We start from the raw sequence: 26060 nt of genomic DNA, 5'->3' as shown, positions 1-26060 counted from the left end.
CGCGGTAATCAATAGCTGAGCGACGGAATCGCCTGCGGGCTGTACGGCTTCACCGGCACTTCCTTCACCTTCTTCTGCAGCATCTCGATCGCCACCTCGAGCTGGCGGTCGCGCCCCGCGAACGTCGCATGCGGCAGGTTGTCGACCTCGACGTCCGGCAGCACGCCGACGCCTTCGATCAGCCATTGGCCCTTGTCGCTGTCGAACTGGCCGTTCTCCGCCACCCGCACCATGCCGTTGTCCGCCAGGCGGTTGCGGTCGCTGAGCCAGACGCCGGCACCGGCCGTGCGCTTGCCGACCAGCGGCCCCAGGCCCAGCGCCTTCACGCCGGCGGCGAACGTTTCGCCGTCCGAGTATGTCAGCTCGTCGACCAGCACCACCAGGTGGCCGCGGAACGTGTTCTGCATGTTCGGCGACATCTGGCCGGATGGATTGCTCCAGAACGCCCATGCCTTGCGCAGCAGCTTCTCGATGATCCAGCTGTCGATGTTGCCGCCGCGGTTGCGGCGCACGTCGATGATCAGGCCGTCCTTGTTCACGTTCGCGTAGAACTCGCGCGCGAACGCGGCGATGTCGTCGGCGCCCATCGCCCGCAGGTGCAGGTAGCCGATGCGGCCCTGCGAGCTGTCGGTCACCTGGCGCGCCCTGCTCTGCTCCCAGTCGCTGTACTGCAGCGCGGCCTGGCGCGCCATCGACACGGGGATCGCGATCACGGCGCGCGCCTTGCCTTCCTTCGGCTGCACCTGCAGCAGCACCTGCCGGCCGGCCTGGTTCAGCAGCAGGTCGGAGACGTCGCGCACCTCCAGCACGCTGCGGCCGTTGACGGCCGTGATCACGTCGCCCTCCTTGACGTCGACGTCGGCCTGCGCCAGCGGCGCACGCTCGCCCGGCAGCTCGTCCTCGGTGCGGTACACGCGCTCGACGCGGTAGCCGTTCTTCACGCGCGCCAGCACGGCGCCCAGGCCCGCCGGGGTGCCTTCCGGCGCGGCCTTGCGGATATCGCCGGGCTGCACCTGCGAGTGCAGCGCGCCCACCTCGGCGACCATCATGCCGAGGATGTCGTTCAACTCGGCGCGGTCCGTCACGCGCTCGACGAGCGGCGCATATTTGTCGCGCACGGCGGTCCAGTTCACGCCGCGCATCTTCACGTCGTACAGGAAGTCGCGGTGCATGCGCCACGCGTCGTTGAACATCTGCTTCCATTCCTGCACCGGGTTCGAGACGATGCTCCAGTCCTCGACGCGCACGCGGGCCTTCGAGATGTCTGCCGGCTGCTTGGCACCCGCCTCGACGATGTACATCTCGCCCGCTCCCGCCGTCATCGTGCGGTAGTAGACGTGCTTGCGGTCCGCCGCCAGGTCGAACGAGCGCACGTTGGCCGCGAACGTCTCGGGCTTGGGCTCCGTGCGCGCGATCGCCAGCGTCTTCAACGCCGGCTTGTTGTCGGCACCATCCATGTCGATGAAGTACAGCCGCTTGTCGTCCACCGCCAGGCCACGGTAATTGCCGGGCGCGAGCGGCACCTCGAACAGGCGCTTGGCGATGCCTGCATAGTCGATCGCCGGCGTCACCGGCTTGACGGGCTTGATCGGCTCCTTCAACTGCTTGCCGTCCTTGGCCTGCGCCAGCTTGTCGACGGCCTTCTCGACAGCCTTCTCGGCGGCGCGCTCCTCGGTGCTTTCGGCGGGCTTCACGTCCGTCTTCGACAGTTCGTCGTCCGGCTTGAACGGGAAGCGGTTCCCCGGCTGCAGCGCCAGCGCGTACAGCCCCACGCGCTTGTCGAACACCGGGCCCATATTGCGGTCGCCCCACGGCGAGCCGTTCGACAGCTTGAAGTTGCGGGCCGACAGGAAGTACAGCCAGCGGCCATCCGGCGCAAAGGCCGGGCTGGACGACGTGTAGCGGTCGCTGGTGACGAACACCAGGTCCTTCGAGGCCAGGTTGTACAAACCGATCTGGTCGCGCAGTTCGGTGCTGGCGCTGCGCACGAATGCGATGTTCCTGCTGTCCGGCGACCAGACGACGTCGTCGTGCTGGTCGATGCCGGCCTTGCCCGCGTCGTCCACCAGCAGGTTGGCTTTCGTCGTCAGGTCGAGCAGCCAGCAGCGGCCCTTCTTGTCGGTGTGCGCCAGCCACTTGCCGTCCGGCGAAGGATACAGCGCCCAGCGGTGGTTGTTGCCATCCTTCGTCAGCTGCTCGCCGTGCCCGGAGCCGTCCGCGGCAAAGCGCCAGATCTCGTTTTCGCCGGTGGTGTCGACGATCGCATACACCCACTTCTCGTCGGCCGAGAAGATCGCGTCGCGCGCCCGCGCGCCCTCGGGGATCGCGAGCTCGACGCGGCGCTGGCTGCCGGTGCCGGCGATCGTCACGCGGCCGCGCGCGGTCAGCACCACGCGCTCTTCCTTCGCGGAGATCTGCACATTGGTCAACGCGTCCAGCGGCGAACGGATCAGCCGCGTGCGCTGCTGGTCGAAGTCCGACACGAGGCTGATCGGCAGCTTGCGCGCCTGACCGCTCGCCAGGTCCAGCAGGTGCAGGTCGGCGCCCAGCTGGAACACGATGCGGCCGTCGCCCAGCGCGGCGTTGCGCACGTCCCAGTCCTTGTAGGTGGTCAGCTGGCGGCGCTCACTGCCGTCCGGATTGGCCGACCACAGATTGTCGGTGCCGCCGCGGTCACTGACGAAGTACAGCCGGCCCTGCCACCACATCGGCCGCTTGTCGTTGACGGCGTCGTCGGCGAACACGCGCTGTGCTTCGCCGGTGCCGTCGAGGTCATAGCGCCACAGCGTCGCATGGGCGCCGCCGCGGTAGTGGCGCACGTTATCGTTGGTCATCACGAGGCCGTAGCGCGTGAAATACAGCGTCTTGCCGGCATCGTCGAGCACCGCATCGTTCGCATCGGCGACGGGGAACACGCGCCGCTCCAGCGTGGCCGGACGGACGGCCGCGACGATGCGATGGGCGCCCGGCCCCACCGAGTTCTGCGTGCTGACCAGCACCTCGCCCTGCGCCGTCCAGCCCAGCACGGTGACGCTGCCGTTCTCGAACGTCAGCCGCTTCGGCAAGCCGCCCGCCAGCGGCATCACATACGCTTCCTGCGCGCCTTCGTAACTGCCGGTGAACGCGACCCAGCGGCCGTCCGGCGAAATGGCCGCATGCGTTTCGGCGGCGGCATGCGTAGTCAGGCGCTGTGCCGCGCCGCCCTGCGCGGGTGCTTTCCACAGATCGCCTTCGGCGGTGAATACGACCGCGTCGCCGCGCACGGACGGGTGACGCAGATACGGATCGGCGGCCAGCGCCGAGACCGCCGTACCGATGAGGCCGGCGGCGAGGAACAAACGGGTGAGGAGCATCTGGACAGGCAATAAAGGTGGAGTAGCGGAACGGAGATTCTGGCATAGATTCCGCGAAGGAAACAGCGTTGCGGAAACCTGCAAGCGCAGTGTCGGCATTTTTTACATTGCCGGGTGCATCGCTCGCCGCGCCACCGCGAAATCAATGACATGGCCGATCCGGCACAGGATATGCAGCATCTTTGATTCACCTCAACACGAAGGAGAACGACATGACCACCTCGATGCGTTACGTCACCGCGGCGGCGTTGCTGCTGTCCGGTGGCGCCCATGCGCAGATCTTCGACGGGGGAATCCCCGGCGGCTGGCAATGCGCGGGGAGCTGCGGCACGGCCGCGGAGGACGGCGTCGTGACGCTGGCACCGGGCGGCGGCAACCGCTATGGCTGGGTGTCCAATACCGGTGGCGTGCCAGGTGTACGGCTGCCGGGGATCGGCGCCCCGGCCGATTCCGCCGCCGGCAGCGCGCTGCGCTCTTACGTGTTCGCCGCCGATGCGGGCCAGGCGCTCACCTTCGCATTCAACTACGTGACGACGGACGGCGGCGATTTCAGCGACTACGGCTGGATCAGGCTGCTGCGCGAGGACGGCAGTCAGGCCGCGCTGCTCGCCACGGCCCGCACCTCGCCCGGCGGCGGCGCCGTGCCCGGCTTCGGCATGCCCGCGGGCGTGGCGGCGCTGTCGCCGCCGTCCGCCACCGTCGAGGGCATCGTCCCCCATTGGAGCCCGCTGGGTGCCGACGCGAGCTCGTGCTATGTCGAGCTGTGCGGCCAGACGGGATGGATCGAGGCGGCGTGGACGGTCGCGGCCTCAGGCCGCTACCGGCTCGAGTTCGGCGTCGTGAACTGGGTCGACAACTCGGCGGACACGGGCCTCGCGTTCGACGCGATCGCGCTGGACGGCACCGCGCCGCCGCCGATACCGGAACCGCGCGCGTGGGCGATGCTGCTCGCCGGCCTGGGCGTGACGGCCGCTGTCGCACGACGGCGCGGCTGAACCGTCAGCCGGCCATGCGCACGACCACCTTGCCGCGCGCGTGGCCGGCAGCCACCTTGCCAAGCGCGGCGCCGATCTGCGCCAAAGGGTACGCGGAGTCGATGACGATTTGCAGCTGTCCCTTGGCGAACAGCGCGACAGCCTGGCGCAGTGCCTCGGTCGCGTCCTTGAAGAAGACGGCCGCGCCGTGGCGTCCGTCACGCGGGGCGATGGAGAAATCGACCAGCGTGACGAGCGTGCCGCCGGCGTGCAGCACCTGCCACGAGCGCGCCGTCGTGTCGCCACCGACGGTATCGAGCACCAGGTCGTAGCCGGACAGCCGCGTGAAGTCGTCGGCCCGGTAATCGAGCACCGTGTCGGCACCGAGCTCCTTCAGCAGGCCGAGGTTGCCGGCCGATGCGGTTGCCGTCACGTGTGCGCCGGCCAGCTTCGCCAGTTGCACAGCGAAGCTGCCGACACCGCCCGCTCCCGCGTGGATCAGCACGCGCTGGTCCGGTTGCAAGGCGCCGAGCGCGAACAGGGCCTGCTGCGCGGTGCCGAAGGCGGTCGGCAACGCAGCCGCCTGCTCGAACGTCATGCCGTCTGGGATGACGACGAGCGTGCCGGCACCGGCGGCCGTGCTGCGGGCAAAGGCGCCGCCGGCAACGGGATCCTTGCGGCCCGCCACGCGATCGCCCACCTTCGGCGCATCCACTTGCGGGCCGACCGCGACGACGACGCCGGCGAAGTCCGTGCCCGGCACATACGGCAACGCGACCGGAAACACCTGCTCCATGTACCCCGCGATCATCTTGACGTCCAGCGGATTGACGCTCGCCGCTTCGATGCGGACGAGCACCTGGCCCGGCCCCGGCTGTGCCTCCGTGACGGGCTCGACGGGAACGTCGGCGATCGCCCCAAGGCGGCGTATTACTGCTGCTTGCATGCTGTCCTCCACGTCAGAAGGCAGGGAACTGGCCGAGCTGGAGGAACAGGCCGTACCAATCTTCCATATGCCACGTCGTCGTCACGCGCTCGCCATCGAGTTCGTGGAATTCATGGATGCGGAAGCTGACGGCCTTGCCCGTCGGCGCGAGGCCGAACAGCTCGCCGTTGTGCGTGCCGGTGATCTCGCCGCGCACGGCGATCTTGCCGGGTAGCTGGACCATGTCGTGGACGGTGATCTTCACGTCCGGGAACGCGGCCGCGAACGCGCGGATGATCGGCTTGATCCCTTCCGGGCCCGGTTCCTGGCCGGGCGCGAGCGGGATGTCGTTCCAATCGGGTGTGACGGCGGCGTCGATCAGATCGGGATCTTGCCGGTTGAATGCGTCATACAGCCGGTACACGGCTTGCCGTTCGGCGGCCAGCCGGGCTTCCTGGATCGATGGGGTGCTGGTGTTCATGGTGTCCTGTCGTTGAGTGCGCCGAACAGTTCGGCGCTTGCTGTGATTATCGACAGAACCTAAAATCCAACCAACAAATAAGACATATACAGCGATATATCGATTATGGATTTTAATTGGGAGTTGGAGTGTGGACTTTAACGGCATCGACCTGAACCTGCTGGCCGCGTTCGACGCGCTCATGCAGGAACGCAACGTCACGCGCGCCTCGGTGAAAGTCGGCGTGAGCCAGCCGGCTATGAGTGCAGCCCTCGCCCGCTTGCGCAAGTTGTTCGACGACCGCCTGTTCCAGCGCAGTGCCGCCGGGCTGCTGCCAACGCCGAAGGCATTCGACATTGCCGAACCGATCTCGCGGGCGCTGCGCCAGATCGAAGCCGTGCTGGCACCGGCGGCCCCGTTCGACCCGGCCCAGGCGGCGCTGACGGTGACGCTGGGACTGTCGGACTACGCGGCGTTCGTGGTGCTGCCGCGCCTGCTTGGCGTACTGGCGGAGCAGGCGCCGCAAATCGGCGTCAATGTCCTGGCCTTCACCGGCCGCGACGAGGCCGTGGCCCTACTCGACGCCGGCAAGATCGACGTGGCCATCGGCGTGCTGCCGTCGAACCAGGAAAGCCGGATCATGAGCCGGGAACTGCTGCGCGACGGCTTCGTAACGGCACTCCGCAAGGACCATCCGCTTGCTCAAGGCGAGCTGACGCTCGACGCCTACCTGGCGTTGCGGCACATCCTCGTATCGCCGGAAGGGAACCGGCATGGGCTCGCCGACCAGGCGCTGGCGGACCTGGGCCTGCGGCGCCACGTGCACGTCACGCTGCCGCAGATGTTTGCCGTGCCGGCCATCCTGGCGCACAGCGATTGCGCGGCCACGCTGCTGCGCCGGGCCGCCATGCACGGGGCGGCCGCGCACGGACTGGCGCTCTTCACGCCGCCGCTGCCGCTGCCGGAAGTGGCGTTCCACCTGATCTGGCATCGCCGGAACGATGCCAACGGCGCCCAGCAATGGCTGCGGGAGACGATCCTGCGCGTGGGGAGAGAGCTGCCGGCGGCAGCGTGAGACATCTGCTGAGCCTGTGTCACTGGTGCCAGGCACTGGTGCCAGGCACCGGTGACACGAACTCGGCAGATGTCTCGGACGCGCGGCAGTCGCGCCATGGCCTGACGGACGCGAACTCAAGCATTGGCTGCTTGATGCCGCGGTGTGACCGCAAAAAAAAACCGCTCTCGCGAGCGGTTTTTGGTGCGGCGTGGATTACTCCACCTCCACCGTTTCCGGCGGCGGCAGGGGTGCCGAATCCGGTTCCGGGAACTCCAGCTTGATCTGGTCCTTCTCGTCCAGGTCCACGGTCACCTTGCCGCCGGCCACGAGGCGGCCGAACAGCAGTTCGTCGGCCAGCGCCTTGCGGATCATGTCCTGGATCAGGCGGGACATCGGCCGCGCGCCCATCAGCGGATCGAAGCCCTTCTTCGCCAGGAACTTGCGCAGGTTTTCCGTGAAGATCGCTTCCACCTTCTTCTCGTGCAGCTGCTCTTCCAGTTGCATCAGGAACTTGTCCACGACGCGCAGGATGATTTCCTCGTCCAGCGCGCGGAAGCTGATGATCGCGTCCAGGCGGTTGCGGAACTCCGGCGTGAACATCCGCTTCAGGTCGGCCATCTCGTCGCCGGTTTCCTTGGTGTTCGTGAAACCGATCGGCGCCCGCTGCAGCGCTTCCGCGCCCGCGTTGGTCGTCATGATGATGATCACGTTGCGGAAGTCCGCCTTGCGGCCATTGTTGTCCGTCAGCGTGCCATGGTCCATCACCTGCAGCAGGATGTTGAAGATGTCCGGATGCGCCTTCTCGATCTCGTCCAGCAGCAGCACGGCGTGCGGCTTCTTCGTGATCGCTTCCGTCAGCAGGCCGCCCTGGTCGAAGCCGACATAGCCCGGCGGCGCGCCGATCAGGCGCGACACGGCATGACGCTCCATGTACTCGGACATGTCGAAGCGAATCAGCTCGATGCCCAGGATGAACGCCAGCTGCTTCGCCACCTCGGTCTTGCCGACGCCCGTCGGACCGGAGAACAGGAACGAGCCGATCGGCTTGTCCTGCTTGCCCAGGCCGGCACGCGACATCTTGATCGCCGAGGCCAGCGCTTCGATCGCCGGATCCTGGCCGAACACGGTATTGCGCAGGTCGCGGTCGATCGTCTGCAGCTTGCTGCGGTCGTCCTGGTTGACGGTCTGCGGAGGAATCCGCGCGATCTTCGAGATGATCTCTTCGATCTCCGTCTTGCCGATCGTCTTCTTCTGCTTCGACTTCGGCAGGATGCGCTGCGCCGCACCGGCTTCGTCGATCACGTCGATCGCCTTGTCCGGCAGGTGACGGTCGTTGATGAAGCGGGCCGCCAGCTCGGCCGCCGTCGACAGCGCCGACGACGAGTACTTCACGCCATGGTGCTCCTCGAAGCGGGACTTCAGGCCGCGCAGGATCTGCACCGTCTGCTCGACGGTCGGCTCGTTGACGTCAACCTTCTGGAACCGGCGCGACAGCGCGTGGTCCTTTTCGAACACGCCGCGGAATTCCGTGAACGTGGTCGCGCCGATGCACTTCAGCTGGCCGTTCGCGAGGGCCGGCTTCAACAGGTTCGACGCGTCCAGCGTGCCGCCCGACGCGGAACCGGCACCGATGATCGTGTGGATCTCGTCGATGAACAGGATGCCGTTCGGGTTGTCCTTCAATTGCTTCAGCACCGCCTTCAGGCGCTGCTCGAAGTCGCCGCGGTACTTGGTGCCGGCCAGCAGCGCGCCCATGTCCAGCGAATACACGACGGCATTGCCCAGGATCTCAGGCACGTCGCCCTGCGTGATGCGGTAGGCCAGGCCTTCGGCGATCGCGGTCTTGCCCACGCCGGCCTCGCCGACCAGCAGCGGATTGTTCTTGCGGCGGCGGCACAGCACCTGGATCACGCGATCGACTTCGTCTTCGCGGCCGATCAGCGGATCGATCTTGCCTTCCGCGGCGGACTTGTTCAGGTTCTGCGTGAACTGGTCGAGCGGGCTTTCCTTCGTCTGGCCTTCGGCCTGCGTGCCCTCCTCGACGCCTTCGGATGCCTTGGCCGCTTCGCCCGACTGGTCCTTGCGCACGCCGTGCGAGATGAAGTTGACGACGTCCAGGCGCGTCACGCCCTGCTGGTGCAGATAGTAAACGGCGTGCGAGTCCTTCTCGCCGAAGATGGCAACCAGCACATTGGCGCCGGTGACTTCCTTCTTGCCGTTCGATGCCGACTGCACGTGCATAATCGCGCGCTGGATCACACGCTGGAAGCCGAGGGTCGGCTGCGTGTCCACCTCGCCGGTACCTGGAACGGTGGGAGTATTGTCGCCAATGAAGTTGGTGAGAGTCTTGCGCAGGTCCTCGATGTTGACCGCGCAGGCACGCAACACTTCGGCTGCCGAAGGATTGTCCAGCAGCGCCAGCAACAGATGCTCAACCGTGATGAATTCATGCCGTGCCTGCCGAGCTTCGACAAACGCCATGTGCAAACTTACTTCCAATTCCTGCGCAATCATACTTCCTCCATCACGCACTGCAGGGGGTGCCCCGCCTTGCGCGCATGCGTTATAACGAACTCCACCTTGGTCGATGCAATATCTTTCGAGAACACCCCGCACACGCCTTTGCCATAGCGGTGCACACTCAGCATAATCTGCGTGGCGGTTTCGCGATCCTTGTTGAAATACTCCTGAATGATCGCGACGACGAATTCCATCGGGGTGTAGTCGTCGTTCAACAAAGCCACCTGGTACATCGGCGGCGGCTTCAGCGTCTGCCGCTCCAGGACGGTCTCGGTGTCATGCTTGGTTGCCATACGCTTATATTCTAATGCTTTCGTGATCGATGCAACGCCCGTTTAGCTGGGCGTTTCCATTTGTCCTCAATCTTACGCGCTTTCCCGACTGCGCGCAGATGGCGCCCGGTTCCGCAAAATCAAGAGCCGGGCCGTTTTCGCGTGTTGCAAAAAACTTACTATTGCGGCGACAAAGCGCTTGACATACAAAATTGTTCCGCCAACAATGCCATATCGACTCGTGCAGAAATGTACATGTTGGTAAGAAGTGAGTTGTCGAGGAGGGGGCAGGAAGCTTCTTGCTTTTATGGCTCGTGTGATTCGTTAATATTTGAAAGTTCTTTTTATGGCAACAGGTACCGTTAAGTGGTTCAATGACTCCAAAGGTTTTGGCTTCATCACTCCTGATGACGGCGGTGAGGATTTGTTCGCACACTTCTCCGCAATCAACATGAGCGGCTTCAAGACCCTGAAAGAAGGTCAAAAGGTCCAGTTCGAAGTCACGCAGGGCCCGAAAGGCAAGCAAGCTTCCAACATCCAGGCAAACTGATCTGCCTCGGACGTGCTAAAAAACCCCGCGCTGCGGGGTTTTTTTTTGCCCTTGCACCGCCCGTCCGCCTCCCCTACTGCCGGTTGCGCGCGAACGCCGCCAGATGCGCATCCAGCGCGCGGCCGAACGCCGGCCGCGCCTCGCACCGCTTCACATACGCGTCGAGCACCGGCATGCGCGTCACCAGGTCGGTATGGCGCAGGATGCGCAGCACCGTCGTCATCATCAGGTCGCCCGCCGTGAAGCGCTCCTCCAGGAACTCCTTCCCGTCCAGCCACGTCGCCAGCTCGTCGAGGCGCTTCCGCACCGCCTGTTCGGCGCCAGGGCGGCGCAGGCGCGCCCACTCCTCCGTACTATTGGCCAGGTCGATCTGCGCCAATTGGCCGATCGGGTTTTCAACGGTGTTCAGCGCGGCGAACACCCAGGTGATCGCGCGTGCCCGGGCCGCGGGCTCGGCCGGCAGCAGCGCCTCGCTGTGCGCGCCGATGTGCAGCACGATCGCGCCGGACTCGAACAGCGTGACGTCCGGCGTCTCGAATATCGGCGTCTGGCCGAACGGCTGGCGGCGCCGGTATGCCGGCGTGCGCGTGTCCTCGAGGCTCACCTGCTCCAGCTCGTAAGGCAGCCCCGCTTCTTCCAGCGCCCAGCGCAGGCGCAGGTCGCGCGCGATCCCTTCGGCGAACGGCGGCACCTGCCGGAAGGCGACGACGGTATTCATGATGCCTCCCGCGCCAGCCGTTCCACATAGTCGCCGGTACGTTCGACAACGCTCGTCCATCCCTTCATATGGCTGTCGCGGCGGTCCACGGTGTCGAACGGCGCCTGGTGGAAGCGCTGCTCGGTGCGCTCGCCGATGCTGGCGAACGTGATCGTGATGCGGTTTTCACGGGCGACCGCCGGGTCGGCCGACTCCCATGCGAATGCCATGACGATGCGCTCGTCCGGCACGATCTCGACAAAGCGGCCACCCATCCAGTGTTCGTTCTCCGCCGAACGGATGCAGGCACGCCACGTGCCGCCCTGCCGGAAGTCCCAGTCCAGGCTTGCGCAGTGGTATTCGCCCGGCGCCAGCCAGTGACGCACATGCTCCGGCTGCCGCCACACGTGAAAGACGAGCGCGCGGGGCGCGTCGAAGATACGCGTGATGCGCAATTCGTCGTCGCGCAACTGGTCCAGGTCATTTGTCGCGATCGGTATCGCGTCGTTGCAATGCGTTTCCGCGTTGGTCGGTGCTTCCATGACTGCCTCCTTGCTGGATTAGTTTCAGGTATGCATCCATCTTGTCGAAGCTGCCTTCCCACAGGCGCCGATAGCTGTCGAGCCAGCCGTCGAGCTGCCGCAGCGGAGCCGCTTCCAGTTTGCAGGGCCGCCACTGCGCGGCGCGGCCCCGTGTGATCAGCCCGGCCGATTCCAGCACCTTCAAGTGCCGCGAGATGGCCGGCAGGCTGATGTCGAAAGGCGCAGCCAGTTCATTGACGGTGGCCTCGCCCTGCGCCAGGCGGGCGAGGATCGCGCGCCGGGTCGGATCCGCCAGTGCCGCGAACGTCTGGCTCAGCGGGTCTTCCATATTTAACTCCTTTGTTAATTAAGGTTTACGTTAAATACAATGCCGCCTGCTGTCAAGCGGTAAACGAAAAAAAGCCCCGCTCCACAGGAGACGGGGCCTTCGATGTCAGGCGTGCGCTTACATGCTTTCGATTATCACCTCGCCGAAGCCGGAGCAGGACACCTGCGTCGCGCCTTCCATCAGCCGGGCAAAGTCGTACGTGACGCGCTTCGACATGATCGCTTTTTCCATCGATGCGATGATCAGGTCCGCCGCTTCCGTCCACCCCATGTGGCGCAGCATCATCTCGGCGGACAGGATCAGCGAGCCGGGGTTCACGTAGTCCTTGCCGGCGTACTTCGGTGCGGTGCCGTGCGTCGCTTCAAACATCGCGACGGAGTCCGACATGTTGGCGCCCGGCGCGATGCCGATGCCGCCGACCTGCGCGGCCAGCGCATCGGAGATGTAGTCGCCGTTCAGGTTCAGCGTGGCGATCACACTGTACTCCGCAGGGCGCAGCAGGATCTGCTGCAGGAAGGCGTCGGCGATCGAATCCTTGATCGTGATGTCGCGGCCCGTCTTCGGATTCTTGATCTTGCACCACGGACCGCCGTCGATCAGTTCGGCGCCGAATTCCTGCTGGGCGAGCTCATAGGCCCAGTCGCGGAAGCCACCTTCCGTGAACTTCATGATGTTGCCCTTGTGGACGATCGTGACGGACGGCTTGTCGTTGTCGATCGCGTACTGGATCGCCTTCCGCATCAGGCGCTGCGTGCCCTCGCGCGACACGGGCTTGATGCCGAGGCCGGACGTTTCCGGGAAGCGGATCTTCTTCACGCCCAGCTCCTCGGTGAGGAACTTCATCAGCTTCTTTGCATTTTCCGAGCCGGCGGCGTATTCGATGCCCGCGTAGATGTCTTCCGAGTTCTCGCGGAAGATCACCATGTCGGTCTTTTCCGGCTCACGCACCGGCGACGGCACGCCGGTGAACCAGCGCACCGGGCGCAGGCACACATACAGGTCCAGCTCCTGGCGCAGCGCGACGTTCAGCGAACGGATGCCGCCGCCGACCGGCGTCGTCAGCGGGCCCTTGATCGACACGACGTACTCGCGCACGGCCTGCAGCGTTTCCTCGGGCAGCCACACATCCGGGCCGTACACGTTCGTCGACTTCTCGCCCGCGTAAATCTCCATCCAGCTGATCTTGCGCTGCCCGCCGTATGCCTTGGCGACGGCCGCGTCGACCACCTTCAGCATCACGGGGGTGATGTCCACGCCGGTGCCGTCGCCTTCGATGAAGGGAATGATCGGCTGGTCCGGCACGGTCAGCGAGTAATCGGGGTTGACCGTGATCTTCCGGCCTTCCGCTGGTACTTTGATATGTTGGTACATCGTGTTCTCCGAAGTGAAGCGGCGCTGGTCACGCCCGGGTCGGCCCTTGTCGTCTTTCCGGTGAGGCCTGGAGTCTTCTATAAGACATAAGACGCCATACCCATTATGCACCCGTATTTTATCCGGTGCCATGGTTTTACGGCAGCGCCGTCGGTACAATCCGCGGATGCTGATCTTATTGAACAAGCCATTCGCGGTATTGTGCCAGTTTTCCCCTCAGCCCGAGCGTGAAACCCTGGCCGACTATGTCCCCGTCCCGAACGTCTATCCAGCCGGCCGGCTCGATGCCGACAGCGAGGGCCTGCTGCTGTTGACGGACGACGGCAAGCTGCAGCACGCGATCGCGCACCCGGACCGCAAGGAAGCGAAGACCTACCTGGTGCAGGTGGACGGCGTGGCCGATGCGGATGCGCTGGCGCGGCTGCAGGCCCCGCTGGACCTGGGCGACTTCGTCACGAAGCCGTGCCGCGCCGTGCGGATCGCGGAACCGGAGTGGCTGTGGCCGCGCACCCCGCCGATCCGGACGCGCGCCGACAAGCCCACGTCATGGCTCGCGATCACGCTGCAGGAAGGGAAAAATCGCCAGGTGCGGCGCATGACGGCCGCCGTTGGGCTGCCGACGCTGCGGCTCGTGCGCAGCGCGATCGGCGCCGTGTCGCTGGCCACTCACCCGCTGATGCCGGGCGAATGGATCGAGATCGATGCGGACGAGCTGAAAAGCTGACCGTTGCAAAGCCGACTTAGAGCGGACTTAAGAACCACTCAGGATTGATTCTGGTCACGGACGCTTTTCTTGCGGTCCGGCTATCATTGCGCCACGGGATTGTCCCGCTCAGCAAAAAGGATAATGAATATGTCGAAAATCATCGCCGCACTGGTCGCCACGCTGTTCACCGCTTCCGCCTTCGCCGCCGCGCCGGCCACCACCCATCACACGAAGCACAAGGCAGCGAAGCACGCCAAGCATCACGCGAAGACGCACAAGAAAGTCAACGCAGGCTGATCCAGCCAGCCGGGGCAACCCGGCTGTACGGACCACGCATCAACAAAGCATCAAGCAATGCGAAAAACCCGCAATGGCGAGCGCCATGCGGGTTTGTCGTATTGCACCGCGTTTGCAGCTGTCGGCGGCCTGGGCCGCCACACGCGAACTTAGGCGGACAGTGCCTTCAGGGCAGCTGCCAGACGGCTCTTGTGACGAGCGGCCTTGTTTTTGTGGATGATCTTCTTGTCGGCGATCGAGTCGATGGTCGACACGGAGGACTGGAAGATCTGCGTTGCAGCAGCCTTGTCGCCGGCCTGGATTGCCTTGCGAACGGCCTTGATCGCGGTGCGCAGGGTCGAACGCTGTGCCGAGTTGTGCGCGTTTTGCTTGACTGCTTGACGAGCGCGTTTGCGCGCTTGTGCGGTATTTGCCATGGAATTTCCTAAATCGTTGTCAAAGTTCGTTTGCAAACAACAGCGTTTGCCAAACCGGTGCGTTCAGTCTGACCAAGCAGGCCAACGCAGAGCTGGTCACATCGATGTCTGCGTCACTGAATTCTGTACAGCCTTAAATTATAACGGCCTTTTGATGCCGGAGCAATTCAAAAAAACAGAACATTGCTGAAATCACACGGCGTGGCGTGCGATATTTCATGCCGTTGTAAGACTTGCACTGGGGCAGCGCCGCTATAATCACGCCCCATGAACCTGCTCAGAACCCTTGCCGCCGTCTCCAGCATGACCATGCTGTCGCGCGTCACCGGGCTGCTGCGTGAAAGCCTGTTTGCCCGGGCTTTCGGCGCCGGCGCCTATACGGACGCCTTCAACGTGGCCTTCCGCATCCCCAACCTGCTGCGCCGGCTGTTTGCCGAAGGCGCGTTCTCGCAAGCGTTCGTGCCGATCCTGGCCGAATACAAGAACAAGGAGGGCCAGGAAGCCAGCCGGACGCTGGCCGACCACGTCGCCAACTGCCTCGTCTGGGCGACGCTGCTCGTCAGCGCACTCGGCATCATCGGCGCGCCACTGGTCGTCTGGCTGATCGCGGGCGGCCTCGCCCAGGAAGGCGGCGCATTCGACGCGGCGGTGTGGATGACGCGCCTGATGTTCCCGTACATCGCCTGCATGTCGTTTGTCGCGATGGCCGGCGGCATCCTGAATACGTGGCGCGAGTTCAAGATCCCCGCGTTCACCCCGGTCCTGCTGAACCTGTCGCTGATCGCCGGTGCGCTGTTCCTCGCGCCGCTGCTGGAACAGCCGATCTATGCGCAGGCGATCGCCGTGTTCGTCGGCGGCATCCTGCAGGTGGCGATCCAGATCCCGGCGCTGGTGAAGATCGGCATGCTGCCGCGGCTGTCGATCAATCCCGCGGCCGGCCTGCACGATCCGGGCGTGCGCCGCGTGCTGAAGAAGATGGGGCCGGCCGTGTTCGCCGTGTCGGCGGCGCAGATCAGCCTGATGATCAACACCAGCATCGCGTCGCACCTGCGGGAAGGCAGCATTTCGTGGCTGACCTATGCGGACCGCTTGATGGAGTTCCCGACCGCCCTGCTCGGTGTGGCGCTGGGCACGATCCTGCTGCCGAGCCTGTCGAAGGCCAATGTCGACGGCGACCCGGAGGAATACTCGGCGCTGCTGGACTGGGGCCTGCGGCTGACGTTCCTGCTGGCGATCCCGGCCGCCGTCGGCCTCGCGGTGCTGGCGCTGCCGCTGATCGCCACGCTGTTCCACTATGGCCACTTCACGGACGAAGCGGCGATGATGTCGGCCCGGCCGCTGATCGCATACGCCGCAGGCCTCGTCGGCATCATCCTCGTCAAGACGCTGGCGCCCGCGTTCTATGCAAAGCAGGACATCCGCACGCCGGTCAAGATCGCCCTCCTCGTGCTGGTGGCCACCCAGCTGATGAACCTGGTGTTCGTGCCCCTGATCGAGGTGGCCGGCCTGGCGCTGTCGATCGGCTTGGCCGCCTGCGTCAACGCGACCTTCCTGTTCATCGGTTTGCGCAAGCGCGATGTCTACCGGCCGCTGCCGGGCTGGACCCGCTTCTTCGTCAAGCTGCTGATCGCGGTGGCCGTGATGGCCGTCGTCGCCTGGCTGGGCGCCCAGCAGTTCGACTGGCTCGCGCTGCGCCCCCATCCGTTCCTGCGCGCGGGCGCGCTGCTGCTTGTCGTGTCGGTCTGTGGCGCCGTGTACTTCGGCGCGCTGTTCGCGCTGGGCTTCCGGGTGCGCGACTTCCGCCGGACAGGCAAGTAAGCGCGTACCGTTGGAACGTACGGACGAAAAAAAACCGCTGCCGAGGCAGCGGTTTTTTTTGCCTGAAAGCTGAAATTACGCCTTCTTTGCTTTGCGGCGAGCCAGGAAGCCCATCACGCCCAGGCCGCCCAGCAGCATGCCGTAGGTGGTCGGTTCCGGAACTGCCGAAACCGTCACTTCGCCGCTGTACTTGGCGCCAGCGAAAGCGGTGCCTGCCAGGTCCAGAACGAACGGGGACATGTCGGTCGACTCGATGCCCAGGAACTTGAAGCGGCCAGCGGAGGCGTCGTATGCGCCGTAACGGCCGTTCAGCGTGGTTGCAGCAGCATCCCATGCCAGGTTCTGGCCGCTGATCGTGATGACGATGTCGTACAGGCCGGGTGCCAGGCCATCGAACGTGATCACGTCGTTGCCACCGGACAGCACGCCATCGCCAGGCAGCGAAACGCTGTTGAAGAAGTTGTCGCCACCCACGGTCAGCCCGACGGTCTGGTCTGCTGCAAATGCGGACATCGAAGCGGCGGCCAGCAGGGAGGCAACGGCAATTTTCAGTTTCATAGCATTATCCTTGTGAGAGTAGTTGTGGTCGCTGGTCAGTAAGTGCTGAACTGCTGAGACAAATCATAACATAAATGCATCGAAAGTTAACTCCTCTGCATTATAAAATTTTTATGTGCACTGTTGTATTATCAACACTTGTTGCGACTCCACTTACACTACACTGACTGATTGTCCTACGCCTGATTCCGGAAACGTCCGACGTCACGTGTCGGCCGGCGGCTCCGGTGGCTCGGGGGTTGCAGGCGGTGGCGCGGTGTCCACCGGCTCGGCCGGGGGGCCCGGCTCCGGCGGCGTTTCAGGAGGATTTTCGGCCGGTTCGCCTGCCGGCGCAGGCGGCGTACCCGTCATCGGCGATGGCGGATTCGCGGCAGGCGGCGTGGCAGGCGCGCCCGGGGCGGTGGTTCCCGGTGCCTGCGCAGGCGTGCCGGGCTGACCCGGCTTCGGTGGCAATTGCCCCGGCGGCGGTGGCGGCTGCCCGTTGTACGTGAACACCCAGTCGGAAATCTTTTGCTTGCCGTCGAATCCCTGGAACCGGACGGGGAAGTTGCTGACCTTGATTGGCGCGGCCTTCGACAGGCTGTAGATGCCCAGCACGCCCTTGTTGTCCGCCATGTAGATGACGCCCCACTCCGCCTTGCCCGTTAGCGGGTCGACGAAGATCTTGCGCAGGTGGCGCTTGATGCCTGGGTAGCGCGGATCCTTCAGCAGTTCCTTCAGTGTGGGCGGCTGCTGCGGCTGGCCGGCCGGCGTCGCGGCCGCGTAGCTTTGCAGCGCGTCGCTGAACTGTTCGCCGATGTGCAGCAGGTCACGCTCGGCCTGGGCACGCTGCATCGTGATGCCGACCCGCAGCGTCGTCGCAGCTACCAGCCCAATGATCGCGACAAGGATGATGAGCCCGACGTAGGTAAAGCCGCCGGCACGGCCCGGCCGCTTACCGCCCGGCTCACCACTCCGCTTACCACTCCGCTCACCACTCCGAATATGGTCTGCCGCTCTTGTCATTGCCCGGTGCTCCGCTCTTGATGTCGGCGATGCCGCCCTGCGCCGGGTCTTCCGGCGGCAGCAGCTGCCAGCTGTCCGTGCGCTCCGTGATCGGATCGACGGGCAACGCGCGCAGGTATTTCTTCTCGACGAGCTGCTCGAGCGACTCCGGATAGCGCCCGGTGTCGCCATAGAACTGGTCGATCACGGCACGCGTGTTGCGCAGGTTGTCGGCGAGGATGGTTTCCTTCGTCTTGTCCACGCTGGGGAAGTAGCGCGGCACGGCCAGGGTCAGCAGCAGCGCGATGATGCCGAGCACGACGAGGAGCTCGATCAGCGTGAATCCCTTCTTTTGCGCGTTCACCATTTGCGATAGGGGATGCCGTTCAGGCCCACCTTGTCGGAGTTGGAAAATACATCGTACACGTCTTCCCCTTCGCGCGGATCCTCCGCTTCGCTGGCATAGCTGCGCTTGCCCCACGTCTGCGCGGGCGACAGCTCGCTGTCGGTGGCGAACGGATCGCGCGGAATGCGGCGCAGGAAGAAGATCTTGCTGCGCTTCGGATTCTTCAGGTCCGGCACGCCTTCGACCAGCGTCTCCAGCGTCTTCGGGTAGCCGTTGCTGCCGATCGTCTTCGCGATGCGGCCGTCGTCGTAGGCCTGCTTGTAATCGTCGATCGCCTTGCGGATCTGGTACAGCGCCGTGCGCAGTTCCTGCTCGTTACGGCGCTGCACCGTCACCTGCACCGTCGGCACCGCCAGCGCCGCCAGCAGGCCGAGGATGGCCACGGTAACGAGCAGTTCGATCAGCGTGAAGCCACGCCGGCGGCGATACCCTGCGTTCATCAATCGTTCTGCGGCGGCGGAGGCGGCGTGGTGGCGGATGGCGGCACCGCCGTCGGAGGCGGCGGCGTCACCGGCAGCACCTGCACCGGTTGCTGGGTCACGCTGGACGCGGGTCCTGGCTGCGACGTCGACAACGGCACATTGCTCGGGATGCCCTGCTCCTGCGGCGTCGGCTGCGGCGCCTGCGGCCCCGCCGGTGCCGGTGCGCCACGCTGCGGCAACGGGACCGGCATGCGCACGGACAGCTCAGGCTTGCGGCGGAAGTTCGCTTCGGTGCCGGCCGAGAACTCGGTGGCCTGCGCTTCCGGGCGCTGCAGGTTGCGCACCAGGTGCGGCGTGATCGACAGCACGATCTCCGTCTTCTGGCTGTCGTCGTTGGTGGTGCCGAACAGGCGGCCGAGCAGCGGGATGTCGCCCAGGCCCGGCACCTTGACGCCGCCGGTGCGTTCCTCGTTGTTGATCAGGCCCGCCAGCACCTGGTTCTCGCCATCCTTCAGCTGCAGCATCGTCGATGCCTGGCGCGTGCCGATCTGGTACGCGGTCGAACCGGACTTCGTCTCGATCTTGCTGACGAGGTTCGAGACCTCCAGCGAGATGCGGATCGCCACCTCGTTGTTCAGGTAGATCGTCGGTTCCGCATTCAGGGTCAGGCCCACGTCGACGTAGCTGACGCTCTCCTGCGCAAAGCCGGCGGTGCCCGGCGACACCGTGCTCGTAATGACGGGCACCTTGTCGCCGATCAGGATCTTCGCCTTCTCCTTGTTGCGCACGCGGATGCGCGGGTTCGCCAACAGGTTCGAATCGGTGTCCGTCTTCTTCGCCGTGGCCGTCGCGCTGATGCCGGTGATGCTGAGCGTGCGGCGGTTCAGGTTGTCCAGCGTGGACAGCGTAACCTTGCCGCCGTCGCTCGTCACCAGCGGTGCCAGCGTGGCGCTGGTGGGCCAGGCGATACCCAGGTCCATCAGGCGGCTGCGCTTGATCTCGAGGATCTCCACTTCCAGCATCACCTCCGGCTCGGCCATGTCCTGCACGGCGACGATCTTCTCGGCCAGCCGCACGGCGTCGGCGTTGTCGCGCATGATCACGAGGTTCAGCTTCTCGTCGGCGACGACGTCGCGCGACTTCAGGATCGTCTTCAGCGTGTTGGCGACAAGCTTCGCTTCCGCGTTCGCCAGGAAAAACGTCTTCACGACGGTCTCCTGGTACTCCTTCAGCTTGGCCGCGATGTTCGGGAAGATCAGGATCGTGTTCGCATCCATCACCTGCTGTTCCAGCTGGTTCGTCATCAACAGGTAGTACACGGCCGATTCGACGGTGCTGTTCTTCAGCATGATGGTCGTACGCGTATCGGTCTTCACGTCCTTGTCGAACACGAAGTTCAGGCCTGACCGGCGCGAGATCACGTCGAACACCTGCTTCAACGGCGCGTCGCGGAACTCGATCGTGATCGGCTGCTTGTAGGCCTTCGCCAGCGCCGTCTCGCCGCCGCTCGGCGGATTCTTCTCGGCGATCTCGCGCAGCAGCAGCCTGGCGCGCGGCTGGTCGGGCTTCTCCGCCAGCACCATGTCGATCTTCGCCCGCGCCTGCTCGTATTCCTTCTTGCCGACGAGGTCCGTCGCATCGGCCAGCAGCTTGTCGTGGCGGTCGGTCATGTCGAGCGTGCGCAGCGCCATCCGCGCCCGTTCGTTCTGCGGGTTCAGGGCCAGCACGCGCTGCACGTTCTGCAGCGCCAGCTCACGCTGGTTTTCCGCCGTCTGGCGCTCCGCCTGGTCCAGGTAGCGCAGGATCGCCCGGTCGCGCGCCTGCAGGTAGGCGGCGCGGTACTGCGCATTGCCGGGGTCCTTGGCGATCGCTTCCTGCAGCTTCAACAAGCCCGCCTCGATCTGGTCCTTCTCGATCAGGTCGCGACCGTCTCGATAGGCCATCTGGGCCGCGCAGCCCGCCAGCGCAAGCGCCAGTACGGACAGCGTCAGCACGCGGCGCACCCGGCCGCGGACAAAGTGCGTGTTCAATCGATGACTCCAATGTTTAGCTGTTGCACCTGGTTGAGGGGCAAATAAGTGATCGTCAGCGTCGGCGGCGCGATGGCGTCGATGCGGTACATGCCGTCGATGACGGTCCCCACCTTCACCACGTAGGTGCGGTCGGGGCGCGCCAGATACACTTCCCAGGCGCCGTCCGCGAGCCCTTTGCCCAGTACCGTGAACGGCAGCGGCGGTGCGGTCGGCGCCGGTGGTGGTGGCGGCGGGCCGCTCGGCGCGGGCGGCGGCGCTGGTGGCGGCGGATTCCAGTTCTGGCCCTGGAACACGCCCCCCGCTCCCTTGAACGCGCCCTCCCCGGTCGCGCCGATCAACTCGGCCCGCGGTACCAGGCGTAGGATGGCGGCCGATTCGCCCGCGGCAGCGGCGCGATCCGTGCGCTCGCTGCGTGCGACCGGCGTGGGCGCGGGCTTCGCCGCGGCCGGCGCATTGGCGCGTTCGACCGGCTCGGCGACGTCGGCCGTGGGCCGGTTGTCGCCAAAGATCACCAGCGCGGCCGCAACCGCCAGCCCGGCCCCCATCAGGACGTGACGCCGCTTCATCGCGCGATCCTCGCTTCCATGCGGGCCGTCATGGCGCATCCTTCAGGTACAGCGTGAAGCGCAGCCGCGCCTCCACATTGGCCTCGGCGATCGTGTCGCGGCGAAAGCTTACTTCGTCGAGGGCGGCGAACGGCACGTCGGCCAGCACCTGCAGCGCGAACTGCCAGATATTGTTGTACGTGCCCTTCACGGGCAATGCGATCTGATAGGTCGTGACGCGGCTGGCCTTGTCGTAGCCGAACTTGTATTCGCCATGGGCGAGCGTCAGGCCCGCTTTCGCCGCCAGGTCGAACAGCGTCTTGACCTGCTGTTCCGCATGGCGCTTCTCGCCCAGCGTGGCGTAGAACAGCGACAGGTTTTCGTTCGCGGTGGGCGGCGGCGGCGCCTGCACGAGCGTGGACGGCGCCGGCAGCGGCCGCGCCAGTTCCTGCTGCAGCGCGGCCCGCTGCGGCAACAGCCAGGCCCACGTGGCCACGCCCGCGAGCAGCAGCGCCACGGCAACGCAGGCGGCTGCACCGGCGCGCAGCGCGAACAGCCGCACGGCCAGCACCAGCGGAGCGAGCTGGATGTCCTTCATCGCGCCCCCCACTGCACTTCGACCTGGAAGCGGATCGGGTGATTCGGGTCCTGCTCGCCGATCTCGTGGCGCACCAGCGCCGCGGCCGCGAAGAACTCCTGCTGCTTCAACACCTGCACATAGCCCACCATGTCGTCGCTGTTCCTGGCCTCGGCCGTGATTTTCAGGATCCGTTTGCGCGGGTCCGGGTCCAGCGCCAGCAGCGCGATATTGGCCGGCGTCGCGGAGCCCAGCGCGTCTTCCAGCTCGCGCCACGGCACGTTCAGCTGCAGCACGGCGGCATTCACCGCGTTGGCCTGCGCCTCCGGAATCACCACCGCGGTAACGGGCCGCGGGGCTTTCGACAGCGCGGCCTGGCGCGCTTGCAACCGTTCCAGCTGCTGCTCACGCACGGCGCGCTGCTCGGCCATCTGTGTGGCCAGCCAGATGCCGCCGGCGCACAGTGCGATGCCGGCAATGCCGGCGACAAGCAGGCCCGGATGCAGGCGGTACAGCGCGCGCCGCCACGTGGGGGCCGCAAAATCGATGCGCATCGGCTTCATGGCGTACTCCCCGCAAAAGCCAGCCGGCTCGCGGCGGACAGCGCGTCGCCCTGCCCCGCATCCAGGCGCAGCACCGGCACCTGCCCCTCGCCGGCGCCCTTCTGCAGCGCCGCCGGCACGGCGCCGCACAGCTGCAGGCGCTCCGGCAATGCGAGGCCCAGCAACAGCGCCTCGCGCTGCAGCATCTGCGTCAGCCAGTAATGGTCGGCGCCATGCGGCACCTGCAAGGCGCGCACGGCGCACAGCCGGCCGCCGTCGATCGCCGCCACCGTCAGCAGGTTGTCGTGCAGCTGGCCGAACCAGGCGCCCGGGCGGATCGCGCGGCACCAGCGGTTCCACGCGGTGACAAAGTGCGGCACCACCTGCACGACGTGCAGGCGGGCGTCGTTCGCCACCTGGCCGATCGCGGCCAGCAGCACGCGCGGCACGGCGGCCGCGAAGAACGGCTCCTTGGCGTGCCAGTCGGCGGTGAGCTGCCAGGCGCCCGGCGCCTCGCCGTACAACGCATGGAAGCGCAACGCGGCGGCTGCCTCGATGTCGGCCAGCCGGGCGGCCTGCGGCGGCGGCACGACCTGCCACAGCCTGCACAGTTCATCGGCCAGCACGACGGACACCGCGCGGTTCGCGACGTCCTGCCCTTCCAGCAGCGCATGCAGCGCCGCGCCAACGGCGGCAATGCCGGGCGTGGCCAGCGGCTGCTCGGCCAGCACCTTGACGTCGTCGGGACGCCAGCGCGAAGCGGCCAGCAGGCTGACGGCGGCAGCGGACACGCCGAGCCGCAACGTGGGGCCGAGCAGGTTACGCATGCAGGGTCACCCGCTTGATCTCGGCCAGAGTCGTACCGCCCCGCTTGACGACTTCCAGCGCCGCCTGGCGCAGGCTGCGCGTGCCGTTCGCATACGCGGCCTGCTTGATCTGCCGGATCGGCCGCTTCTCGACGATCAGCTCGCGGATCTCGTCGTTCAAGGTCAGGATCTCGGCGATCGAGCGGCGCCCCTTGTAGCCGGTGCCGCGGCAATCCCCGCAGCCCTTGCCCGCCTTGAACTGGTAATCGAACACGTCGGCGCGGGACAGGCCGGCACTGGCCAGCTCCTCGTCGTCCGGCGTGTAGTCCGCCGCGCAATGCGGGCAGTTGATGCGCACCAGGCGCTGCGCCCAAATGCCGTTCAGCGCTGAGACAAAGGCGTACGGGTCGATGCCCATGTGCGTGAAGCGGCCGAACACGTCGAACACGTTGTTGGCGTGGACGGTCGTCAACACCAGGTGGCCCGTCAGCGCGGACTGCACGGCGATTTCCGCCGTCTCGCGGTCGCGGATCTCGCCGACCATGATCTTGTCCGGATCGTGGCGCAGGATCGAGCGCAGGCCTTTCGCGAACGTCAGGCCCTTCTTCTCGTTGACGGGAATCTGCAGGATGCCCGGCAGCTGGTACTCGACCGGGTCTTCGATCGTGATGATCTTCTCGCGGCCGTTGTGGATCTCGGTCAGCGCCGCGTACAACGTCGTCGTCTTGCCGGAACCCGTCGGCCCCGTCACCAGCAGCATGCCGTACGCTTCCTGCGCCAGCGTGCGGAGTGTCGCCAGCGACGGCGCGTCAAAGCCCAGCGCTTCCAGCGACAGCGAGCCGTACGATTCGATCATCGCGCGCTTGTCGAGAATACGGATGACGGCATCCTCGCCGTGAATGCTGGGCATGATCGAGACGCGCAGGTCGATCTCGCGGCCGCCCGACTCGACCCGGAAACTGCCATCCTGCGGCACGCGCCGCTCGGCGATGTCCAGCTCGGCCAGCACCTTCAGGCGCGAGATGATCTGCTCGGCGATCTCGACGCCGCCGACGGCGGTGGCGTGATCGAGCACGCCGTCGACCCGGTACTTGACGGCCAGGCCGCCTGCCGTGCTCTCGATGTGGATGTCCGAGGCGCCGGCCTTCAGCGCATCGTACAAGGTCGAGTTCACGAGGCGCACGGCGGGGCTGGCCGCTTCCGAGACGGACGCGAACGACAGCACCGCGGCCGTCTTGCCGTCCTTGCGGCTGTTGTCGCCACCGGGCAGCACGCTGTCCGTCGCGCGCGCCGACTCTTCCTGCTTCGACAGGTAGGCGGCGATATCGGCCTGCAGCGCCAGGCGCATCTGCAGCGGCGCGTGCGGCGTGGCCTTGGCCTGGGCCGACAGCCACGTTTGCAGGTCCAGGTCGAACGGATCGGCGATCACGCCGACCGGCACGCCTTCGCCGGTGCGCAGCAGCACGCATTTGCGCGCCATCGCCTGCGACAGCGGCAGCAGGTCGAACGCCGGCGTGAACGCCAGCATCTCGACGGTCTCCAGCACGGCCAGGCCAAACGGCTGCGCCAGTGCGCGCACGACGAGCCGCGGCTCCATGCCGGACAGGGCTTCCAGTTCCTCGACCAGGGTACGCTTGGACTGTACCTGGGCGGCCCGCGCCCGTGCCAGCAACGCAGCATCGATGACGGGGCGGATGGCCGGATCGTTCACGACATTTCTCCGGCAAGGTCAAAAATCGGCATATACAGCAATACCACGATGGCGCCCACGATGAGGCCGATGCCGGCCATCAGCAACGGCTCGAAGGTGCGCGTGAAACGGTCGATCCAGCGGCTGATTTCGCCGTCGTAAAAGGCGGCCGATTGCGTCAGCATCGGCCCCATGTCGCCGGTCCGCTCGCCCACGCGCAGCATGCGCAGCGAGATCGGCGTCGTCAGGCCGTTGGCCTCGAACGCGGTGGACAGCGGCAAGCCCGCCTCCACCGCCTGCTTGGCCAGCCGCAGGCCGCTCTTGACGTTGGCCGACACCATGCCCTGCACCGTCTCGATCGCCTGGACGATCGTGATGCCCCCTTCGGTCAGCATGCCCAGCGTCAGGTACAGCCGCGACAGCTCGTAGATGCGAACCCGCTCGCCGATTCCGGGCAGCCGTCCCAGCAGCCGCACCAGGCCGCCGTTCGCCATCATGCGGCGCACCGCCGTGATCGCGGCGGCCAGCGCCAGCGCGAAGCCGATCGCCAGGCTGCCGGCATGCTGGCCGGCGAACTGGCCCCACGACAGCATCACTTGCGACAGCCACGGCAGGTTGCGCCCGGCGCCCTGGTACACCTCGGCAAAGCGCGGCACGACGTAGCCGATCAGGAACATCGACACGCCGCCCCCCACCAGCAACAGGATGCAGGGATAGATCGCGGCGGAGACGATCTTCGCACGCACGATGTCGATCCGCTGCTGGTAGTCGATATAGCGGGACAGCGAACGCGGCAGGTCGCTGGTGCCTTCGGCCGCGCGCACGATCCCCACGTACAGCGGCGGGAACAATTGCGGCTGTTCGGCCAGCACCGTCGAGAAGCGCTGCCCTTCGCGCAAGCCCCCGAGCAGCCGTTCCAGCACGCTGCGGGTGCCCGGGCCGGATTCCTTTTCCAGCAGCGCTTCGAGCGCTTCGACGATGCCGAGACCTGCGTTCAACAGCGCCAGCAGTTCCTGGCTGAACAGCACCAGCGACAACGCTTTGCCTTTACCGCGCCGCAGTGCGCCGCGCACCGGGTGGATGGCGCTGACGAACAGGCCGCGCGCCTCGACCTGCCGGCGCGCGTCGGCCTCGTCGCGGCCATCGACCACGATGTGGCCGATCACCATTTCCGGCGACAGAGTGCGGACGTCGAACTGCATGGGAATGCG

At 65.9% G+C, this 26060-nt stretch carries 27 protein-coding genes; 6 read left to right on the top strand and 21 right to left on the bottom strand.

Annotation, left to right across the window (positions count from 1 at the left end; translation table 11 throughout):
- Positions 1 to 8: 8 nt before the first annotated feature.
- Entirely contained in the window at positions 9 to 3353 is a 3345-nt protein-coding gene (locus IP92_RS04150; RefSeq protein ID WP_145873213.1) for a S41 family peptidase, read from the bottom strand.
- A gap of 212 nt (positions 3354 to 3565) precedes the next feature.
- Here IP92_RS04150 and IP92_RS04145 point away from each other — a divergent pair, with 212 nt between their 5' ends.
- A complete protein-coding gene (locus IP92_RS04145) occupies positions 3566 to 4348 on the top strand; it encodes an NF038132 family protein (RefSeq protein ID WP_145873212.1) in 783 nt (260 codons plus the stop codon).
- A 4-nt stretch (positions 4349 to 4352) separates the two neighbouring features.
- On the opposite strand, the gene IP92_RS04140 is transcribed toward IP92_RS04145, so the two are convergent.
- Together IP92_RS04140 and IP92_RS04135 are read right to left on the bottom strand one after the other, a co-directional pair.
- A complete protein-coding gene (locus IP92_RS04140) occupies positions 4353 to 5273 on the bottom strand; it encodes an NADP-dependent oxidoreductase (RefSeq protein ID WP_145873211.1) in 921 nt (306 codons plus the stop codon).
- 13 nt (positions 5274 to 5286) lie between these two features.
- Entirely contained in the window at positions 5287 to 5733 is a 447-nt protein-coding gene (locus IP92_RS04135; RefSeq protein ID WP_145873210.1) for an ester cyclase, read from the bottom strand.
- Between the two features lie 130 nt (positions 5734 to 5863).
- Between IP92_RS04135 and IP92_RS04130 the strand changes: the two genes are divergently transcribed.
- Positions 5864 to 6787, top strand: a complete 924-nt coding sequence (locus IP92_RS04130) for a LysR family transcriptional regulator (protein WP_145873209.1) — start codon at positions 5864 to 5866, stop codon at positions 6785 to 6787.
- Between the two features lie 195 nt (positions 6788 to 6982).
- Here the strand turns inward: IP92_RS04130 and clpA are convergent, their stop codons facing one another.
- Together clpA and clpS are read right to left on the bottom strand one after the other, a co-directional pair.
- Positions 6983 to 9283 carry an ATP-dependent Clp protease ATP-binding subunit ClpA gene (clpA, locus tag IP92_RS04125; protein ID WP_145873208.1) on the bottom strand — a complete coding sequence of 767 codons (2301 nt, stop codon included), beginning with the start codon at positions 9281 to 9283 and terminating at the stop codon, positions 6983 to 6985.
- The gene (clpS, locus tag IP92_RS04120; RefSeq protein ID WP_145873207.1) at positions 9280 to 9582 is read right to left on the bottom strand and encodes an ATP-dependent Clp protease adapter ClpS; all 303 of its coding nucleotides are present in this window, start codon (positions 9580 to 9582) and stop codon (positions 9280 to 9282) included. The genes clpA and clpS overlap by 4 nt, the downstream gene beginning before the upstream one ends.
- A 325-nt stretch (positions 9583 to 9907) precedes the next feature.
- Here clpS and cspE point away from each other — a divergent pair, with 325 nt between their 5' ends.
- On the top strand, positions 9908 to 10111 hold the full coding sequence (gene cspE / locus IP92_RS04115) for a transcription antiterminator/RNA stability regulator CspE (RefSeq protein WP_050408859.1): 204 nt from the start codon (positions 9908 to 9910) through the stop codon (positions 10109 to 10111).
- A 73-nt stretch (positions 10112 to 10184) separates the two neighbouring features.
- Here cspE and IP92_RS04110 read toward each other — a convergent pair whose 3' ends face one another.
- From IP92_RS04110 to icd, 4 genes are all read right to left on the bottom strand, one after another.
- Positions 10185 to 10829, bottom strand: coding sequence for a glutathione S-transferase family protein (locus IP92_RS04110; RefSeq protein WP_145873206.1), 645 nt, complete (start codon positions 10827 to 10829; stop codon positions 10185 to 10187).
- A complete protein-coding gene (locus tag IP92_RS04105; RefSeq protein WP_145873205.1) occupies positions 10826 to 11350 on the bottom strand; it encodes an SRPBCC family protein in 525 nt (174 codons plus the stop codon). Before IP92_RS04105 ends, IP92_RS04110 begins: the two co-directional genes overlap by 4 nt.
- A complete protein-coding gene (locus IP92_RS04100; protein WP_145873204.1) occupies positions 11289 to 11678 on the bottom strand; it encodes an ArsR/SmtB family transcription factor in 390 nt (129 codons plus the stop codon). Before IP92_RS04100 ends, IP92_RS04105 begins: the two co-directional genes overlap by 62 nt.
- Positions 11679 to 11795: 117 nt before the next feature.
- Positions 11796 to 13049, bottom strand: a complete 1254-nt coding sequence (icd, locus tag IP92_RS04095) for an NADP-dependent isocitrate dehydrogenase (RefSeq protein WP_145873203.1) — start codon at positions 13047 to 13049, stop codon at positions 11796 to 11798.
- 166 nt (positions 13050 to 13215) lie between these two features.
- On the opposite strand from icd, the gene IP92_RS04090 reads away from it, so the two are divergent.
- Positions 13216 to 13773: a pseudouridine synthase gene (locus tag IP92_RS04090; RefSeq protein ID WP_145873202.1), complete on the top strand. Its 558-nt coding sequence runs from the start codon at positions 13216 to 13218 to the stop codon at positions 13771 to 13773.
- Positions 13774 to 13902: 129 nt separating this feature from the next.
- Complete coding sequence (locus tag IP92_RS30105) at positions 13903 to 14052, top strand: hypothetical protein (RefSeq protein WP_199271822.1); 150 nt, start codon at positions 13903 to 13905, stop codon at positions 14050 to 14052.
- A gap of 149 nt (positions 14053 to 14201) precedes the next feature.
- Here IP92_RS30105 and rpsT read toward each other — a convergent pair whose 3' ends face one another.
- On the bottom strand, positions 14202 to 14468 hold the full coding sequence (gene rpsT / locus IP92_RS04085) for a 30S ribosomal protein S20 (RefSeq protein WP_131147094.1): 267 nt from the start codon (positions 14466 to 14468) through the stop codon (positions 14202 to 14204).
- Positions 14469 to 14735: 267 nt separating this feature from the next.
- Between rpsT and murJ the strand changes: the two genes are divergently transcribed.
- Positions 14736 to 16286: a murein biosynthesis integral membrane protein MurJ gene (gene murJ, locus IP92_RS04080; RefSeq protein ID WP_145873201.1), complete on the top strand. Its 1551-nt coding sequence runs from the start codon at positions 14736 to 14738 to the stop codon at positions 16284 to 16286.
- 75 nt (positions 16287 to 16361) lie between these two features.
- Here murJ and IP92_RS04075 read toward each other — a convergent pair whose 3' ends face one another.
- From IP92_RS04075 to IP92_RS04025, 11 genes are all read right to left on the bottom strand, one after another.
- Positions 16362 to 16844, bottom strand: a complete 483-nt coding sequence (locus tag IP92_RS04075) for an FxDxF family PEP-CTERM protein (protein ID WP_145873200.1) — start codon at positions 16842 to 16844, stop codon at positions 16362 to 16364.
- 204 nt (positions 16845 to 17048) lie between these two features.
- On the bottom strand, positions 17049 to 17678 hold the full coding sequence (locus tag IP92_RS04070) for a type II secretion system protein (protein WP_229418610.1): 630 nt from the start codon (positions 17676 to 17678) through the stop codon (positions 17049 to 17051).
- Between the two features lie 136 nt (positions 17679 to 17814).
- The gene (locus IP92_RS04065) at positions 17815 to 18195 is read right to left on the bottom strand and encodes a type II secretion system protein (protein WP_145873199.1); all 381 of its coding nucleotides are present in this window, start codon (positions 18193 to 18195) and stop codon (positions 17815 to 17817) included.
- Positions 18189 to 18674: a type II secretion system protein gene (locus tag IP92_RS04060; RefSeq protein WP_145873198.1), complete on the bottom strand. Its 486-nt coding sequence runs from the start codon at positions 18672 to 18674 to the stop codon at positions 18189 to 18191. Before IP92_RS04060 ends, IP92_RS04065 begins: the two co-directional genes overlap by 7 nt.
- Complete coding sequence (locus IP92_RS04055; RefSeq protein ID WP_229418609.1) at positions 18674 to 20686, bottom strand: secretin GspD/PilQ domain-containing protein; 2013 nt, start codon at positions 20684 to 20686, stop codon at positions 18674 to 18676. Before IP92_RS04055 ends, IP92_RS04060 begins: the two co-directional genes overlap by 1 nt.
- Complete coding sequence (locus IP92_RS30100; protein ID WP_199271821.1) at positions 20683 to 21255, bottom strand: hypothetical protein; 573 nt, start codon at positions 21253 to 21255, stop codon at positions 20683 to 20685. Before IP92_RS30100 ends, IP92_RS04055 begins: the two co-directional genes overlap by 4 nt.
- A gap of 28 nt (positions 21256 to 21283) precedes the next feature.
- On the bottom strand, positions 21284 to 21832 hold the full coding sequence (locus IP92_RS04045; protein WP_145873196.1) for a hypothetical protein: 549 nt from the start codon (positions 21830 to 21832) through the stop codon (positions 21284 to 21286).
- A complete protein-coding gene (locus tag IP92_RS04040; protein ID WP_145873195.1) occupies positions 21829 to 22374 on the bottom strand; it encodes a PilN family protein in 546 nt (181 codons plus the stop codon). Before IP92_RS04040 ends, IP92_RS04045 begins: the two co-directional genes overlap by 4 nt.
- Positions 22371 to 23180, bottom strand: a complete 810-nt coding sequence (locus IP92_RS04035) for a hypothetical protein (protein WP_145873194.1) — start codon at positions 23178 to 23180, stop codon at positions 22371 to 22373. Before IP92_RS04035 ends, IP92_RS04040 begins: the two co-directional genes overlap by 4 nt.
- Complete coding sequence (locus IP92_RS04030; protein ID WP_145873193.1) at positions 23173 to 24870, bottom strand: GspE/PulE family protein; 1698 nt, start codon at positions 24868 to 24870, stop codon at positions 23173 to 23175. The genes IP92_RS04035 and IP92_RS04030 overlap by 8 nt, the downstream gene beginning before the upstream one ends.
- Complete coding sequence (locus IP92_RS04025) at positions 24867 to 26051, bottom strand: type II secretion system F family protein (protein ID WP_145873192.1); 1185 nt, start codon at positions 26049 to 26051, stop codon at positions 24867 to 24869. Before IP92_RS04025 ends, IP92_RS04030 begins: the two co-directional genes overlap by 4 nt.
- Positions 26052 to 26060: the final 9 nt, after the last annotated feature.

Origin of the sequence: Pseudoduganella flava, assembly GCF_007830495.1 — a bacterium.
GTDB lineage: Bacteria > Pseudomonadota > Gammaproteobacteria > Burkholderiales > Burkholderiaceae_D > Rugamonas > Rugamonas flava.
This window is presented reverse-complemented; position numbering and strand designations above follow the sequence as displayed.